Below are 14,972 nucleotides of genomic sequence, written 5' to 3'. Positions count from 1 at the left end.
AGTTCGGTAGAGTCACCCAGCATTAGTAATTGCACCGAGATCCTGTGTAGATCTGATTCTATGTCAAATCCTGCTTCAGGGTAATTTTACTTATAAGGTTCAGCCTGTAATTTTGAAAAGACCTGTTGTCCAGGCACTGGGGAGACTATTCCTTCATGTATCTCATTCAATTGTTCTTTTGCAATGCCAGCCCACATACCATCAATAGGTGGTTCTTTGGTAAATTCAGACTTACAACGAGCTGATCGATGAGTGCTAATCTCTCCTGAACAGGAAGAGATGGTGCCTCGTTTACATTTTTTTGTGAGAGTAATCTTATATCTGGGCATATATCTGATCCCAAACCCTCAAGTATCCAGAACCTATTAAGTCAAAGCCTCCCGTAAATAAAGCATGAATTTGAAAGTCGTCATCGAAGAAGATACTGAAGATGGCGGTTTTATTGTCAGCTGCCCTGCTCTTCCGGGCTGCCATTCCGAGGGTGAGAGGGTAGGAAGCTCTTGCCAATATTAAGGACGCCATACAGGGATGCCTTACAGTTCTCCATGAAAGGGCACAAAAGAGTCAGTATGGACAAGGAATGAAGTAGCGGTTTAGATGAGTAAGCATTGGTTCTATCCCTGATGTAATGTTCTTAACCATCACCATAAAGGAGATAATTTCAACCTACGTAAACGAATAAGAGGCATAATGACAGGTGAAGGAATTACCAAAACACCCCAGGATCTAACAACCCCTGCTTCATATTCAATAATCCTTAGTACCTCCCTTACAAACCGCATCTACGGAATATTTCAGATTCAGGATGGTACTGTTATAGAAGAGATTGCTGAAAGTGACTATCTTGTATAATACATGGGATATCCCTTCAGAAACCTGGATTATCGTTGAAAACACATTTTTGAGGATATCCGCCTCTCATTCGGATTTGGGTCAGTATGTAGGAACCTTATCTATCGTATTGAATCAGGAGATATTCATGGATGCATTCCACATCCGGTAGTCTATGAAATTCTCCTCCTTTTAATGATAGAAGAGATCATTCGGTCAGGATATGCACCGGAAGGCATCTCTTCAGTCAGGTTTCTGAAAAATAATCCGGAAACAATTACTCCGGAAATATTTGAATTGAAGATATGAGTTTTACATGATAATCATATGTATTTAAAAAAATTCAAAGGGTAAGATTTATGAATCAATATAAAATTTTTGTAGAGCAAAATCATGACTGTTTTATTGCATATCCAGTTGGAAAGAAGGGCATCATTATTGGACAGGGCGATACCTATCAGGAAGCTTTGGATGACATAAAAATCCGCGATAGTATTTCATCTTGAGTCTTTTGGAGGGAAAATATTCTGGTAAAATTTTATTTATTCTAATTTCCTTCAATAAATGAAGGTTATGATTAAACCTATAACAATATAAGAGAAAGAAGTACTATCATGATTATCGAAACTTCAGTTTCTGCAGTATATGATGGAAAAGTTCTCATTCCTGATCAACCGGTTGAACTAAAGGCGGGTAAGAAATATCATCTTATTATCGAGGATATTCCCCCTGATGAATCCCAAATAGAGGATATTTCTAAAAACAGTCATAGTTGTGAAACCGCCATTATGAGTGAGCGGGTTCTTGCCCGTGAATGGCTTACTTCTGAAGAGGATGAAGCGTGGGATTACCTGTAAAAGGCGACATTGTCGTTATTCCATTTCCGTTCTCTGATCTTAGTTCAATAAAGAGGCGTCCGGCTTTAGTAATTGCACCTGTATCATGTGAAGATCTGATTCTCTGTCAAATCACTTCAAAATACCATGCCGATAATTATAGTATCCCTCTCAGACCATCCGATTTAATTACAGGGACTCTGAAGGATATGAGTTATATCAGACCAGAGAAACTGTTCACCGCCGACGTATCAATGATTCAGTATACTCTGGGTCATATCTCAGACCCGATAATGCAGACCGTGGTCAATACGATAGTTTCTATAATTCAAAAAGATTAAAATTAAGCCAGTTAAGAGTTGTAGTACATTCGAATATGTTCATTTATCCCCCAGTCTTTGCCTAACTTCTTCAAGGGAGTATGTATCTCCACTATTATACTCTTCTTCAGATTTCTGAATCCGTGACCATTCTTAAGAAGTGAGTTTTTGTTCTTCATAAAAGAGAGTGATGAGCCTTTCGATTATCTTTCCATACTCTTCATCCGGATAAATCTTGAGAGAATCAAAGGCCTCACTCGTTGATACTGATATTTCGATTGTTGATACTGACATAAGTACAAGTAGTGACTGAAAAACCAATAAAACTGACGAAGAACAGAAAAATACTCACACCTACATAAAACATCAAAAAGTCTTCATGAACAAAGAATATTAAAAAAAACCATGATACCGAAGTATCAGGCTTTTGTAAATGAAAACGTGTAGTATTTTCATAATAAATGAGATATTGGGATTCCGTTCACAGATTGATCGAGCATGTTAGATGAGAATATCATTAAAAAGGTAAAAATTATTGGGTTTTCAGGTCGTTCATTCAGGCAATCATATATCGATAGAACGGCAGAATCCTGACAGAAAAAAAACACCTCATACTATGCCTGGTCATTCAAAATAAAGGGTCGATACCTCGGATGATAAGCACCCAGACCTGGATAACCCACGATGATTTCTTAACAGTCTATGAAAATTCTGTATAAATGAAGAGGGTATCGCACTTATGCAACACCCACTATATTGACTAAAAAATATTTCTCATTGGACTAATACTGCCGGGGTTGGCCGCCTGGGATCCTTTTTTTCACCGACCAAAAGGTCATACCATTTGTATATCGCTTCAAAAAGAACGAGAGCCAGAAGTATCATCAGGATTATGGATATTCCGGTAAGAAGGTATCCCTGTGGAGAATGCATTTGAAGATAATTCAGAATATTCAGGTACCCGGCATAAAAGGTAATTGGTATCATTGCAAGACCCGGAATTGCTGTTATCCACATGTATTTCCTTTTACCCATTTTTATGAGGAGCGTTGTCCCGATGATAAGCCCGGTTGCTGCCAGGAGCTGGTTTGACATTCCAAATAATGGCCAAATGGTAGATATCTCACCGGTATACAAGAGATATCCCCATGCAAAGGTAAAGACAAAACCCGTTATGATAACACCTGGAATCCATTTCCGGTCGTGAAACTTTGGAATGACTTGTCCGAACAACTCCTGCAGAAGATATCTTCCAACCCTGGTCCCGGTATCTATTGCAGTAAGGACAAAGACAGCTTCGAACATAATGGCAAAATGATACCAGTATGACAGCAATCCCTCAAAATAAGGTATTCGTGCGAATATTGATGCCATTCCTACCGCAAGGGCGACTGCACCACCAGTCCTTCCGGTAAGGCTCTCCCCAATCAGACTTTCGAGCTCAGGAAGCTGGACTGGAACCATCCCAAGTGTACTATAGACCGCAGGGGCAACATTGATTGCAAAATAATCTGCTGGAATTAATGAACATGCTACAATGAGGGCCATTATCGCGACAAACCCTTCCATGAGCATGGCCCCGTACCCGACAAAGTAAATATCCCGTTCATTAGCGATCATCTTCGGAGTAGTTCCAGTACCGATAGTCGAGTGAAACCCGGAAAGAGCACCACAGGCAATAGTAATAAACAGGAACGGGATCGCTGATCCCGGAATAACCGGACCACCGCCATCGAAATATTCAGTTACGGCAGGCATCTGGATCTCGGGATGGATAATGAAAACACCGATTGCAAGAACAACGATAGTCCCGATCTTTAAAAAAGTAGAAAGATAATTCCGGGGACAGAGTAAAAGCCAGACCGGAAGAGCAGCTGCAATAAATCCATATACTGGGATCATAACCCGGAGTGGGATCTCCCCAAGGGTCAGATATGTGGATATAATAGGTATCTGGCTCAGGAATGGTCCGGCAAGAATGACAATAAGAAGGAGGACCAGCCCGATGAGTGAAGCCCCGAGAATGTCATCTGGTCTGAATCGGTACAGGTATATTCCCATAAGAAGGGCGATAGGAATGGTGACGAGAACGGTAAACGTATTTACCGGGCTCATGTAAAGTGCTTTTACTACAGCAAGTGACAATCCGGCCAGGGTAAGCATAAGAATGAACAGAATCGAAAGAGATGCAATGAGTCCGGCCCGCTTTCCGATGAGTTCACTGGCTATCAGGGAGAGACTTTTCCCGTCATACCTCGCCGAAGCAAAGAGCACCACCATATCATGTACCGCTCCGGCAACGACTGCACCGATAAGAATCCAGATGAGACCGGGAAGGTATCCAAACTGGGCTGCAAGAACTGGTCCGATTAATGGTCCGGCTCCGGCTATGGCAGCGAAATGATGCCCGAAGAGTACAAATTTATTCGTCGGATGAAAATCATGCATGTCATTTAAAGATTCTGCCGGAGTTTCTCTATTTTCATCCAGTTCCAGGACTCGTGTCGCAATAAACAGCCCGTAATATCGATATGCCAGGGCAAAAATACAAAGAGAAATAATTAAAATGATGATAGCATTCAAGTTTATAAACCAGAATGATCATTTGATAAAGAAGATAATAAAATATCTGGAATCATCTTGGTGGTAATGAAAAGAGAATACGAATTATGAGTTCCGGAAATCCGGTTTTCCAAATTTTATATCAACGTTTCTAATTCGGAATACTATTTCACTCATCATGAATAATAGAATTTTTCTTCTGCTAGTCTGATAATGAGATATGAGATCTCAAAACCTTTTCATTCATCTTCTTCTGATAAGTATTCTCCTTTTTATGGCAGGTACCGGAGTTTTATCAGATAACATCCTTTCAGTTCCAGACTCTTCTTATAATATCGGGATTATTCCCTCAGGGAGCAGCAGCCCCTTTCACCAGGAACTGATACATGCTGCAAATAAAACCGCAAGTGAGAGCAATTGGACTGTAATTATACTCACACCGGACGAGGAGACAAACATCTCATTTCAGGAAGATGCCATGAATACGCTGATCTCCGGAGATGTGGATCTTATATGTCTGAATACCCTTGACACGGATAAACTGGCCGATGAGATCCTGGAAGCTGGATCTGTAAACATTCCGGTCTTTCTATACAATACACTTGTTCCAGCCAAAACCCAGAATATCACCGAATATATCGGGTACGACCAGTATACCGGAGCGTATACTATGGGTGTATATGCTGCACGGACCCTTGCAGATCTGAAGAATGAAACGCAGGAAACCGTTCAGGGCCGGGCCTTTATTCTCCGGGGACTCCCAGGATTCCATGCAGACCAACGAACTGCTGGGTTTATTGATGGTCTATCCACCAGCCCGGGAATAGAGATTGTGGGTGAACAGGTTGCCGGATGGGACCGTGAAACTGCCAGGAGTATTACCAAAGATGTCCTGAAAGAGGATCCAACAATTGACATCTTTTATGGCAATAGTGATGAGATGGCTATCGGTGCAGCATTAGCGGTGCAGGAATTCGGAAAGAAGGTGAACGATGAGATATTATGCCTTGGTATTGATGGAAACATGCCAACTCTTGAAATGATCCGGAACAAGACAATGACAGCCACTCTTGGGGTTTATCCGGAGAAGATGGGAGAGACCCTGATTATACAGGCGAAGAAGATCCTGGATGGGGAAAGAGTTCCGATCTATCTGGAAACTCCGGCAATTGTCATAGATTCAGCAAATCTTGATGCATATCTGAACGGGTCCTTGTGGACTGAGCCAGTTAGTTCTGAACCGGAACAGAGCTAATTCAATCTTCTTTTAAATAGATATTGTTTTTATCCCGTTTCAGTTCTTTTCCACATCGGATTCTGTGATTATCCCTTTCACAGATTCAGGATAATACATCCTCATCACCTAATCAAGAGCCTTTTCAGGTGTACCTTCCCATGTACCACTTGAAAATATTGCCGGGATTTAATCTCATTAGGTCTGTGATTCTTTCCTTTTAACAAATTCAGCAGGTGTCATTACCATGATATCATCTGGAAAATGTTTGGTATTCCCTGTAATGAGTGGAACCCTGCTGTGATATGCCAGTTCATAAAAAGGTCGATCAGAAGGGTCTGGAAGATTTTTTAAAATCGGAGGGGGGACAATCCATAATCCATCATGCTTAAAGAAGGAGAGGAGAGCATTCACATCATCAGGAGAAAAACCAAACCTGGGTCTTTTCAGAACCACATCGTATTCATGAAAAATCCTGCTATCTAGTATGATTCGAATGGTTCTGGCAATTATCATCCGGATTATTGTTGCAGGATTCCCCTGTGGGTTTAAGAGGCCAGAAACCAGGACATTTGTATCGATGACAATGATATCATTCATGAATCATCTCATTTCTGACTTTATGAATTTCTTTATTAATATCTGATAATTTCAGTTTTTCTAAACCCAATTTCGTACTTTTCTGCCACATATGTTCAATTGCCTGTTCAGCTCGTAATCTCCGGATAAGGTCAAGTACTTCTTCCGGTTCTCCGTTAATTGATATTGAAATGACTTTTGGTTTTCCATTCACCGTGATGATGGTATCTTTATCTTCACCCTCTTTCCATAACAATGCCGGATTGGATCGAAGTTCTGCTGATGAAATATATCTCATAATATATCATTAGATTGATCACATAATATATCTTATGAGTCATCTAATTTATAGACATTATCAGTATTCAGGCTATTAAACAGGTTCATTGTGAGTAGTTATCTCATTCAATTTTTTATCCCTCTTAATCCGAATACCCATTTCAAAATAGATATCTGCGATAAGAATAAAAATACCTGATATGAAGCACATTCTGTTTCTCATTCTCGGATTATTCCTGCTACTCATAGCAGGCAATGTCACTGCAGATTCAGTGCCAAATCTGACCGGAACATGGACACTCGAGAAAATTGAATATCTGCAGTATTCAGGAGAAATAATTGAAGATGTCTCTAATGAGAGTGCATGGACTATTTCCCAGCAGGGAAGGATTATTCAGGGAATAAACCAGTTCCCCGGTAAAAACGGACTGGTCGAAGAGAAAATCGCCGGAGTGATCAGCCCTGATGGAACAACCGCACATGTTGTTGATATGAATGGGGACTTGTATATTGTGTACATCACTGATGATGACACCCTTACTATCAATTACCTGAATACAGGAGTTATGAAAGAAGATGCTGGATATGCATGGACTCTCACTGAAATCATGAGAAAGAAGGCATAATCCTTTTTTGTAAAAATGGAGAGAATAAATAATTTTCAGGAAGTTTCACATACTGATTCTTATCTTTTTAAAATTTTGCCCACATTTTGCTTCTGAAAGAATTTTACCCTTTATTCGGATATTACCAGACATTCTTGGAGTTGATATGAGGATTATTAGAGTACTATAAAAATATTAGAGCCGTGTTTCGATAATATTATATTTGTACATCTGGTAATGGTTTCATGAGAATGAATGAAGATCATGAATGGCATGAAAGGTATGATGATTGGGGGAATAATTGCGATTTTCCTCCTGGTGGTAAGTGTTGGAGCAGTGAACAACGATGTTCCAAATCTGGAAGGAAACTGGACAGTAGTCACGTATGAAGGTCAGTCTTTCTTATCTGATCATATCGATGAATCACAAACCAGTATTCATATGAGTACAGTTGTTGTTGAGACTCAGACCGGACAGATATTTGAAGGGTATATCGTAACTACACTTATGAATAATGAATCTGTTATCAAAGAGGGATTTGCCGGAATTATTAATGACGATAATACCCATGCGTATATAAAGCAATATACGAATGGAGTCTCATTTGCTGATATTACATCTCCTGATACCATGACATTGTATAATCTCTTTGATATTGGACCGTTAGGAAAAGAAAATCCAGGTGTATCAAAGGTTGACCTTGTCAGAGAAAGATCAGAATAAAAACCCTGATTTGTTACTTTTTTTACTTGGGAGACCGATGATTACTTCACCTCTCTCTGGTCTGACCCTCACATTACGATTATTCTGCCTTTCGATTTCGGGTTAATGGGACAAGAAAAATGCTGATAACTAAGTGATTATTAACCGGCATACAGCTGATTACCAATAGAGATCTAACCGGTCTAGAACAAATACAAGTGTTGATCTTGGTTCACAGTCTGTACCGGTAGTATCGATACAACTTGGTAATCTTCTCGATGGAAAGATACGACCCCTCAATATTTCCTATCTTGGAAAAAATGAGGTTACAATAAATCTGACCGTTCATGAAAAGACCATGAAAATTATGGATATTAAGCTCCAGATTTTTGGAGATGATAATATATCATCTGATTTTTTTGGATGTAATAATATGAATTCCGTTCCTTTCTGAAAAGGTCCGCTATCTTACCTTGGGCAAATCCATATGGATTCAGCTATTATTATTCTAGAATAACACTCTCATTGTTCATCATAGGATGAGGTACAATTCCCAGAACAGCATCCCATTAACTATAATACCTCTCCTTATCCAATGTCAATTATAATGTGGATAAAAAATATTTGTTTTATTATTTGTGTTGGCCTTTTTTCGCTTATATCTGTCTGTTATGCTGATGAATTTTCAGGGTATAAAATTCTGTTAGAGGGTGGAGAGAGTGTTCTAACGGAAAAGGATGATGGAAGTAGGATCCTGACGATCCAGAATACAATCCCATATGGAGTTATTCTTGATGATCCGGAATACATTACTCTCCTGGAAACGGTATTCCCTGATAACAATACCATCATGAATGCCGGGATGATTTTTAGTACCCCGGAAGGTAGTAATATTTCCCTTGTTCAGGTTTCAAATTCGGATTATTCTGCTGATACCAGGAATCTAACCTTCTTCATCCATCCTCTGGAATTCTATGAGGGCAGTATTCTCGCTGATCTGAAAGACCAGTCAGAAAACATGAATCCTGAAATCGTCAGAAAAGCACAGGTCACTAGAATATTTTTAGAGAAAGGGGTTTCTGTTCCTGAAAATGATGATAAATTTGACAGGTGTTTAAATAATTGTGAAAAACCTGGAAAACCTGAATGGTTAATTTGTGATTGGGTATGTAAGCAATAACTACCGATTTTTTTCTAAAAGCCAGGTTAAGATAACCTACCTCGGCTGTTCGAACCTTAAAATTACTATCCCAGATATTATATAATAATCCGAATTTTTCAAAAATTATTCAAAACGTTTACTTTAGATTATGAAGGGCAATGAGAATGCATGTTATGCCAGTAACTATAATGCTTCCCCTTTCTAATAGTCATTGATAATGGTTATGAAAGGAATTTGGATTATTATTTGTATTGTTATTTTTTCGCTCATATCTATCTGTTCTGCTGATGAATCTTCAGGGCATAAAATTCTGGTCGAGGGTGGTGAGAGTATTCTAACGGAGAATGAAGACGGGAGTATGATTCTGACGATACTGGATATAATCCCATATGGAGTTATTTTTGATGATCCGGAATACATTACTCTCCTGGAATCGGTGTTCCCTGATAATAATACTACCATGAATGCCGGGGTGATTTTTAGTAGCCCGGATGGGAACAATGTTTCACTTGTTCAGGTTTCAAATCCGGATTATTCTGTTGAAACCAGGAATCTGACCTTCGTCATCCATCCTCTGGAATTCTATGAGGGCAGTATTCTCGCTGATCTGAAAGACCAGTCAGAAAACATGAATTCAGAAATTGCCAGAAAAGCACACGCCACCAGAATATTTTTAGAGAAAGGTTTGTCTGTTTCTGAAAATGAGGATGAACTTCGGTGCAAGGATAAGTGTGAAAGATATAATGATAAATCAACCCGGTTTTTATGTGAGATGAAATGTGTGATATAATTTCTGAAATTTCCGGATTATTTTTATTTCACTCATATTTTTTAATTTTTCACAAAGAGTTCTTCAGGTTTTTTTATCGTCCAACTACTTCATTCTCATGTAGGATTGAGAGAGAAGTGACTAATGATACAGGATAACATGTGTATATGCATCCTGCTACCCATGGTACCAAAGAGGAGTGGTTTGAGAATGAGTCCTTCTGGGAAGACTTCTATCCAGTATTGTTTCCGGATGAACTGTTTGAACAGGCGCAGGAAGAGATGGAGAAGATCTTTGATCTCATTGATCACCCGGTACATTCGGTCCTTGATCTCTGTTGCGGTCCGGGACGGTTTGCAGGTCTGCTCGCACGGGAGGGATATCAGGTAACCGGTGTTGACAGGACGCCATTTCTCCTCGAGATAGCAAAGAGGGAGTATGCTGATACAAAAAATGTGGAATGGGTTCTTTCCGACATGCGGGAGTTTGTCAGGCAGGAATCATACGATCTGGTCTTAAACCTCTACACCTCTTTTGGGTATTTTAAAGATCCTGCAGAGGATCTCCTGGTTCTGAAAAATATCGCCAATAGTCTTCGGCCAGGTGGGTCATTTGTTATTGAGGTGATGGGAAAAGAGGTGATGGCTAAGGACTTTGAACCGATTACAGCGTCAAAGACCGGAGACGGATTATTTGTCCAGGCTCATGAGATCCTTGAGAACTGGAACAGAATCAGAACGGAATGGACTCTTATCAAAGAAGGGAATGTCAAAACCTTCACGTTTGAACACAGCCTCTATGCAGCCAGTGATCTTATCAGGCTCTGTGAGTTGGCAGGTTTTTCAGATATCCGGGTATTCGGCGATTTTGACGGGAGTCCCTATGATCATTCTGCATTATTGCTGGTAATCACCGGGAAAAAGAGATAACCTCGAGCACATCAGGAGTTTTAGGTTTGGCGGTGGGAGAATATCTCTCTCCCTTATCTTGGAAGAGGCTGAAATCGTTGATTGCCGGTATTATTCAGTTTAATGCCCTAAAATTTGATTTAGGTCGAATTAGTTAATATTTTAAGATCTTCTCATAGATGGCCGGTATTGTGGTATCTTTAAAAAGTCGATAATTTATATAGCTATGATCAAAGGTCTGATAGCGGCCTTTGAAAGAATCAGTATCCTTTCGGTTTTAATTATTTAGGACAATAAATGTCCTTCTTTTCTATGGTATGTTCCAGGCAATATTAATGTCGACAATTTATGCCCTAAATTGAAAAATAACCGAGATTTTGATCTATACCTGACTAAGAAAATCGAGATATAAGTTCTGATGAAACGAACGTTCACTCCTCAAAATAATCCATATCAATCTTTTTCACTATATATCGAGACTCCTCTGAAACTCCAACATTATGATCTATCATAAGCTCAGCTAATGTTTCCCCATCAATCAACACGACTTTCTGTTCAATTCGCTGGACATATTCCCGAGCTTCCCTTGAGAAACGGGATGTAGTAATAAAAACTCCTTTTCGGGCTCGGTTACCTGCAAGACTGCCAACAAACGCCTGTATCTCCGGTCTACCTACAGTATTCTGCCATCTCTTGGCTTGAATACATACGGTATCAAGTCCCAGTTTGTCTTCTTTTATAATACCATCAATTCCATCATCACCTGTCTTTCCAACCCTCTCCCCAGCTTCGCTCCGTGATCCTCCATATCCCATGGCAACCAGAAGATCTACGACCAATCGCTCAAAAAATTCCGGTGAACTACTCATAACCTGTGATAATAGTTCATGTGCAAGTTTATTACGAACATCCTGATAACTATTCTCCAGAATTTCCTGCGGAGTCAGAGTGCTCTCAGGAGTATCTGATTTTTCAATAAGTGGTGTTTGGTTGTTAGTTCGAAAGTCTTTAAAATCAAGAAATTCTGGAAATAGTTTGAGAAAATTTTGATCGATACGTTTTGGATTTTGACTGAGTACTACTAATCCTCGTTCGGTGATTTTTACCTTCCCTCGTGAAGGAGTGGTAACTAAGCCTGCTTTTTTGAGGTATGTTTTCGCACAACCGACCCGGTTATCAAAGGTTGACTGTACTCCACTTGGGAGTTTTTGGTTCAGTTCATCGGCAGAAAGATTGAAAGATAAAGATATGTTGCGATAAATCTCTTGGACTGGGTGTTCTTTTCCATCTTTTACCGCAAGTAGGACGGGAAGCATAACTGTCTGATAATCCGGGATTGCCATTTCTTTGGTGATATTGGTGTCGAAGAACAATAAGTAATTCGAAATAATTTGTCATGAAAAACCCGGTCAACTAAGATCGGGTTAACCAGTTTCTGGGTCTGGTTCTTTAAGAATTACTGCTGCCTCACTTAATAATCGTAAAACTTCCTCAATCGAAGTTTTTTTCGGAACCTTAATATAGACTTTTTTTGACTGCTTCATTGATTGATACTGAGTGTCTTCGTAAATTTCATCATTCGTCAAAAGATGCCAGATAATGACTACCATCTTTCTTGCGACACTAACAATAGCTTTCCCTGCACCAATAATGTCCTTTTTTGAGGAATAGAACGTTTTGAGATCGTTATCCCTTGACTTGACTGCTGCATGTGCTGCTTGAATAAGGATCCATCTAGCAATCTTCGAACCCCGCTTAGTGATTGATCCGGTCCGAAGTTTATCAGCAGATTGGTATACTCTGGGTACCATCCCTAACCAACTTGATAATTTATCACCTGAGGAAAAATCTCTTACATCTCCAATTTCTGCAAGAAGGGTGATTGCAACAATATCTCCAATTCCTGGAACGGATTTAAGTATTCCAAATTCCCTTGGAAAATTAGTTACTGCATAGCTCGTTGAAATTTTTGTTAAACTGGCAATTTCCTCATTCAGAATCTTTATTATCTGAAGACATGAAGCAAGTCGTTCTAGTGCACCTTCAGAGAGTGTAGTTTCTAAAACTTCTCTTAATGCTTCTTCTTTCTTCGTAACTGATGCAGGGAGAAGACTCACAATGTCGTCAATTGCAATATTATTGAGAATCCCTCTCATGATTAAACTACCCGATTTACCAAAAATGTCCGATAAAACTGAAGAGAGTCGGAATAACTCTGAATCAAGAATATGATGAATTTCATTCTTGATGGATGAACGCTTTTGAACTAATTTATGTCTTAATCGAATCGTTGAACGAAATTCACGATGTTCTCGTGGAAATATTCGAGAGGGATGAATCATTCCTTTCAGAGTAATTGTAGCAATAAACTCAGAATCGATCTTATCTGTTTTTTTATGTGAGAGAGCTTTCATGTCCCGTGCATTTCCAACAATCACATCACAGATTGGACTTAGAAGATCGTAAATCTGAATCCAATAATCACTTGTTGATTCACATCCTACTGCCTGAACATTATGGGTCACGATCCAATTCTTTAATGCCATTAATCCAGGCTGTGTTCGGTTAAAGCGGTCAACAATTTTTTCGCCAGTTAATGTCAGGATTGTGGCAATTAGAAAAGACTTGTGAAGGTCAAGACCAGCGGCTATATGAAGTTGCTCAGTCATAGTTATCACTGATAATGGGCAGATGAATTGCCTAACAGGCCAATTTGTCATCCGCGATCAAAGTCGCACTTTAGCCTGCGAGAGCAATTTAACGGTTAGTTTTTTTCCCAGGATTATATCCTAAAATTTGAACAGCCTGCTCTGCCCATTATTCTGTAAAGCTCGGTACCTTAACTGTTTTTCATAGGTTGAGCCTGATGGCTACATCATGTCGTTTTTTTAGGATAAAAACGCATCCAGTATTCAATTAACAAAAATTTTACGCTTATTATCATAAATATGTGTGATATGTATCGCGAGGGGTATGGATTCACCCTTTTTTGTATACTCTGTATTGGCCTGTGTTCTGTAACATCTGCGATGAATTTTCTGGAAAATACCCCAGATATCCCGATCACTCCTTTATTACCGGAAAATAATGAAATAATACCGGTTGGGATTCTGCCGATGCAAAGTGGATTTATATCCGATATTGGAGAAGAATATGTTAGGGCTTTTGAGATGGTACAGGAGGATAATCCTGGTTCCTTCCTCCTGCCAGTTGTAATCGATGCCGGAAGTAATACAACGACGGGGTTATCTGCCTGGAAAACCCTGAAATCTTCTTATCCAAATAGTTCCATCGTAGTTACCGTAGCGAGCTGGACAACGAATGTTGTATACCCGGATGCAGCTGATGAAGAAATGGTTCAGATAGCTCTCGGATCCGCTGTCGTAAATCGGAGTCGTCTTGATGATTATCTGGTTCGGTTCACTCCAGGGGTGGAACAGGAATCCCCGGTCCTTGCAGAGTACCTGGATCAGTACGACCGCGTTGTAATTTTAGGTGGGAACAACGACTACGCACTCGGATATATCAACGCTCTGAAATCACTGATTCCTGAAAAAATCGTGAATATTGTCCAATATGATCCTGATAACCTGTCAGGCAGTCTGGATCTTACATCAGTCAAAGAAAACAATCCGGACATAATACTCCTGCTCAGTGTATCTGAAGCCGGAGCGGTTGTAGAAATGATACGAAATAATAATATATCAACACCGCTGGTAGGAACACGGGTCATTGAACGAAATACCCTTCTTGAATCTCCGGTTACAGAAGGCCTGATATTTACCACCCCTGCCCTTAATAGATCTGAACCCTTCTTCTCCCGGTACCGTGAAAAATATGGGGAAGAAGCAACATTTTACGGAGCCGAGGGGTATGATGCTATGACAATTCTCTATGATGCAGTTCAGGCATGTGGCGATGATCAGAAATGTCTCTCATCCTGGTTTACAGAAACAGAGTACCCTGGGTCACTTGGGGACGTTCGGTTTGATGAAAACCGGGTTGCCTATTATCCCCTTGAATTCAAAATTATCCGAAATGGCACATTCGAGCAATATGAGTGGATGATGCAAGATCAGTGATATGGAGTATGCCTGATTCGACTCCTGAGGAGCTCAGTATATTCAGTTCTTCATGAAAATAGGCATTTTTTAAAACACTGACCATTTTGGGTTCAATTATAAA

19 protein-coding genes are annotated in these 14,972 nt (G+C 39.8%); 12 read left to right on the top strand and 7 right to left on the bottom strand.

What is annotated here, in order from left to right; genetic code table 11:
- Positions 1-86: 86 nt before the first annotated feature.
- A complete protein-coding gene (locus KSK55_RS03855; protein ID WP_218608246.1) occupies positions 87-329 on the bottom strand; it encodes a hypothetical protein in 243 nt (80 codons plus the stop codon).
- Positions 330-393: 64 nt separating this feature from the next.
- Between KSK55_RS03855 and KSK55_RS16365 the strand changes: the two genes are divergently transcribed.
- The 5 genes from KSK55_RS16365 (at position 394) to KSK55_RS03830 (ending at position 2,008) form a co-directional block, all read left to right on the top strand.
- Complete coding sequence (locus KSK55_RS16365) at positions 394-513, top strand: type II toxin-antitoxin system HicB family antitoxin (protein WP_256664171.1); 120 nt, start codon at positions 394-396, stop codon at positions 511-513.
- A gap of 177 nt (positions 514-690) precedes the next feature.
- Positions 691-852, top strand: a complete 162-nt coding sequence (locus KSK55_RS03845) for a hypothetical protein (protein WP_218608245.1) — start codon at positions 691-693, stop codon at positions 850-852.
- Positions 853-1,190: 338 nt separating this feature from the next.
- A complete protein-coding gene (locus tag KSK55_RS03840; RefSeq protein WP_256664170.1) occupies positions 1,191-1,337 on the top strand; it encodes a hypothetical protein in 147 nt (48 codons plus the stop codon).
- 108 nt (positions 1,338-1,445) lie between these two features.
- Positions 1,446-1,688 (top strand): antitoxin AF2212-like protein, encoded by a 243-nt coding sequence (locus KSK55_RS03835; RefSeq protein WP_218608244.1) that lies wholly within the window; start codon positions 1,446-1,448, stop codon positions 1,686-1,688.
- On the top strand, positions 1,673-2,008 hold the full coding sequence (locus KSK55_RS03830; protein WP_214418889.1) for a type II toxin-antitoxin system PemK/MazF family toxin: 336 nt from the start codon (positions 1,673-1,675) through the stop codon (positions 2,006-2,008). The genes KSK55_RS03835 and KSK55_RS03830 overlap by 16 nt, the downstream gene beginning before the upstream one ends.
- A 132-nt stretch (positions 2,009-2,140) precedes the next feature.
- On the opposite strand, the gene KSK55_RS03825 is transcribed toward KSK55_RS03830, so the two are convergent.
- Both KSK55_RS03825 and KSK55_RS03820 read right to left on the bottom strand, forming a co-directional pair.
- Positions 2,141-2,281, bottom strand: a complete 141-nt coding sequence (locus tag KSK55_RS03825) for a DUF7557 family protein (protein WP_218608243.1) — start codon at positions 2,279-2,281, stop codon at positions 2,141-2,143.
- 480 nt (positions 2,282-2,761) lie between these two features.
- Entirely contained in the window at positions 2,762-4,570 is a 1,809-nt protein-coding gene (locus KSK55_RS03820) for a carbon starvation CstA family protein (protein ID WP_218608242.1), read from the bottom strand.
- Positions 4,571-4,769: 199 nt separating this feature from the next.
- Here KSK55_RS03820 and KSK55_RS03815 point away from each other — a divergent pair, with 199 nt between their 5' ends.
- Positions 4,770-5,804 carry a sugar ABC transporter substrate-binding protein gene (locus tag KSK55_RS03815; RefSeq protein ID WP_218608241.1) on the top strand — a complete coding sequence of 345 codons (1,035 nt, stop codon included), beginning with the start codon at positions 4,770-4,772 and terminating at the stop codon, positions 5,802-5,804.
- Positions 5,805-5,981: 177 nt separating this feature from the next.
- Here the strand turns inward: KSK55_RS03815 and KSK55_RS03810 are convergent, their stop codons facing one another.
- On the bottom strand, positions 5,982-6,383 hold the full coding sequence (locus tag KSK55_RS03810) for a putative toxin-antitoxin system toxin component, PIN family (protein ID WP_218608240.1): 402 nt from the start codon (positions 6,381-6,383) through the stop codon (positions 5,982-5,984).
- Entirely contained in the window at positions 6,376-6,660 is a 285-nt protein-coding gene (locus KSK55_RS03805) for a hypothetical protein (RefSeq protein WP_218608239.1), read from the bottom strand. The genes KSK55_RS03810 and KSK55_RS03805 overlap by 8 nt, the downstream gene beginning before the upstream one ends.
- Before the next feature lie 181 nt (positions 6,661-6,841).
- Here KSK55_RS03805 and KSK55_RS03800 point away from each other — a divergent pair, with 181 nt between their 5' ends.
- The 5 genes from KSK55_RS03800 (at position 6,842) to KSK55_RS03780 (ending at position 10,808) form a co-directional block, all read left to right on the top strand.
- Complete coding sequence (locus KSK55_RS03800; protein ID WP_218608238.1) at positions 6,842-7,267, top strand: hypothetical protein; 426 nt, start codon at positions 6,842-6,844, stop codon at positions 7,265-7,267.
- Between the two features lie 234 nt (positions 7,268-7,501).
- Positions 7,502-7,969 carry a hypothetical protein gene (locus KSK55_RS03795; protein ID WP_218608237.1) on the top strand — a complete coding sequence of 156 codons (468 nt, stop codon included), beginning with the start codon at positions 7,502-7,504 and terminating at the stop codon, positions 7,967-7,969.
- Positions 7,970-8,543: 574 nt separating this feature from the next.
- Complete coding sequence (locus KSK55_RS03790; protein WP_218608236.1) at positions 8,544-9,128, top strand: hypothetical protein; 585 nt, start codon at positions 8,544-8,546, stop codon at positions 9,126-9,128.
- Between the two features lie 205 nt (positions 9,129-9,333).
- Entirely contained in the window at positions 9,334-9,900 is a 567-nt protein-coding gene (locus tag KSK55_RS03785; protein ID WP_218608235.1) for a hypothetical protein, read from the top strand.
- Positions 9,901-10,046: 146 nt separating this feature from the next.
- Positions 10,047-10,808 carry a class I SAM-dependent methyltransferase gene (locus KSK55_RS03780; protein WP_218608234.1) on the top strand — a complete coding sequence of 254 codons (762 nt, stop codon included), beginning with the start codon at positions 10,047-10,049 and terminating at the stop codon, positions 10,806-10,808.
- A 410-nt stretch (positions 10,809-11,218) separates the two neighbouring features.
- On the opposite strand, the gene KSK55_RS03775 is transcribed toward KSK55_RS03780, so the two are convergent.
- Positions 11,219-12,130, bottom strand: coding sequence for a restriction endonuclease (locus KSK55_RS03775; protein ID WP_218608233.1), 912 nt, complete (start codon positions 12,128-12,130; stop codon positions 11,219-11,221).
- 81 nt (positions 12,131-12,211) lie between these two features.
- Positions 12,212-13,456, bottom strand: a complete 1,245-nt coding sequence (locus tag KSK55_RS03770; RefSeq protein ID WP_218608232.1) for an IS110 family RNA-guided transposase — start codon at positions 13,454-13,456, stop codon at positions 12,212-12,214.
- A 360-nt stretch (positions 13,457-13,816) separates the two neighbouring features.
- Here KSK55_RS03770 and KSK55_RS03765 point away from each other — a divergent pair, with 360 nt between their 5' ends.
- On the top strand, positions 13,817-14,869 hold the full coding sequence (locus KSK55_RS03765; protein WP_218608231.1) for an ABC transporter substrate-binding protein: 1,053 nt from the start codon (positions 13,817-13,819) through the stop codon (positions 14,867-14,869).
- Positions 14,870-14,972 lie beyond the last annotated feature (103 nt).

Source organism: Methanospirillum hungatei (genome assembly GCF_019263745.1).
In the GTDB taxonomy this organism is placed as follows: Archaea; Halobacteriota; Methanomicrobia; order Methanomicrobiales; family Methanospirillaceae; genus Methanospirillum; species Methanospirillum purgamenti.
The sequence above is the reverse complement of the archived record's forward strand: the minus strand, read 5'-3'. Positions and strand labels throughout refer to the sequence as shown.

Bases quoted from the DNA above. Each gene is read 5' to 3' on its own strand.
- KSK55_RS03855 (WP_218608246.1), bottom strand. From the start codon at position 329: ATGCCCAGATATAAGATTACTCTCACAAAAAAATGTAAACGAGGCACC.
- KSK55_RS16365 (WP_256664171.1), top strand. From the start codon at position 394: ATGAATTTGAAAGTCGTCATCGAAGAAGATACTGAAGATGGCGGTTTT.
- KSK55_RS03845 (WP_218608245.1), top strand. From the start codon at position 691: ATGACAGGTGAAGGAATTACCAAAACACCCCAGGATCTAACAACCCCT.
- KSK55_RS03840 (WP_256664170.1), top strand. From the start codon at position 1,191: ATGAATCAATATAAAATTTTTGTAGAGCAAAATCATGACTGTTTTATT.
- KSK55_RS03835 (WP_218608244.1), top strand. From the start codon at position 1,446: ATGATTATCGAAACTTCAGTTTCTGCAGTATATGATGGAAAAGTTCTC.
- KSK55_RS03825 (WP_218608243.1), bottom strand. From the start codon at position 2,281: ATGTCAGTATCAACAATCGAAATATCAGTATCAACGAGTGAGGCCTTT.
- KSK55_RS03815 (WP_218608241.1), top strand. From the start codon at position 4,770: ATGAGATCTCAAAACCTTTTCATTCATCTTCTTCTGATAAGTATTCTC.
- KSK55_RS03810 (WP_218608240.1), bottom strand. From the start codon at position 6,383: ATGAATGATATCATTGTCATCGATACAAATGTCCTGGTTTCTGGCCTC.
- KSK55_RS03805 (WP_218608239.1), bottom strand. From the start codon at position 6,660: ATGAGATATATTTCATCAGCAGAACTTCGATCCAATCCGGCATTGTTA.
- KSK55_RS03800 (WP_218608238.1), top strand. From the start codon at position 6,842: ATGAAGCACATTCTGTTTCTCATTCTCGGATTATTCCTGCTACTCATA.
- KSK55_RS03795 (WP_218608237.1), top strand. From the start codon at position 7,502: ATGAAGATCATGAATGGCATGAAAGGTATGATGATTGGGGGAATAATT.
- KSK55_RS03790 (WP_218608236.1), top strand. From the start codon at position 8,544: ATGTCAATTATAATGTGGATAAAAAATATTTGTTTTATTATTTGTGTT.
- KSK55_RS03785 (WP_218608235.1), top strand. From the start codon at position 9,334: ATGAAAGGAATTTGGATTATTATTTGTATTGTTATTTTTTCGCTCATA.
- KSK55_RS03780 (WP_218608234.1), top strand. From the start codon at position 10,047: ATGCATCCTGCTACCCATGGTACCAAAGAGGAGTGGTTTGAGAATGAG.
- KSK55_RS03775 (WP_218608233.1), bottom strand. From the start codon at position 12,130: ATGGCAATCCCGGATTATCAGACAGTTATGCTTCCCGTCCTACTTGCG.
- KSK55_RS03770 (WP_218608232.1), bottom strand. From the start codon at position 13,456: ATGACTGAGCAACTTCATATAGCCGCTGGTCTTGACCTTCACAAGTCT.
- KSK55_RS03765 (WP_218608231.1), top strand. From the start codon at position 13,817: ATGAATTTTCTGGAAAATACCCCAGATATCCCGATCACTCCTTTATTA.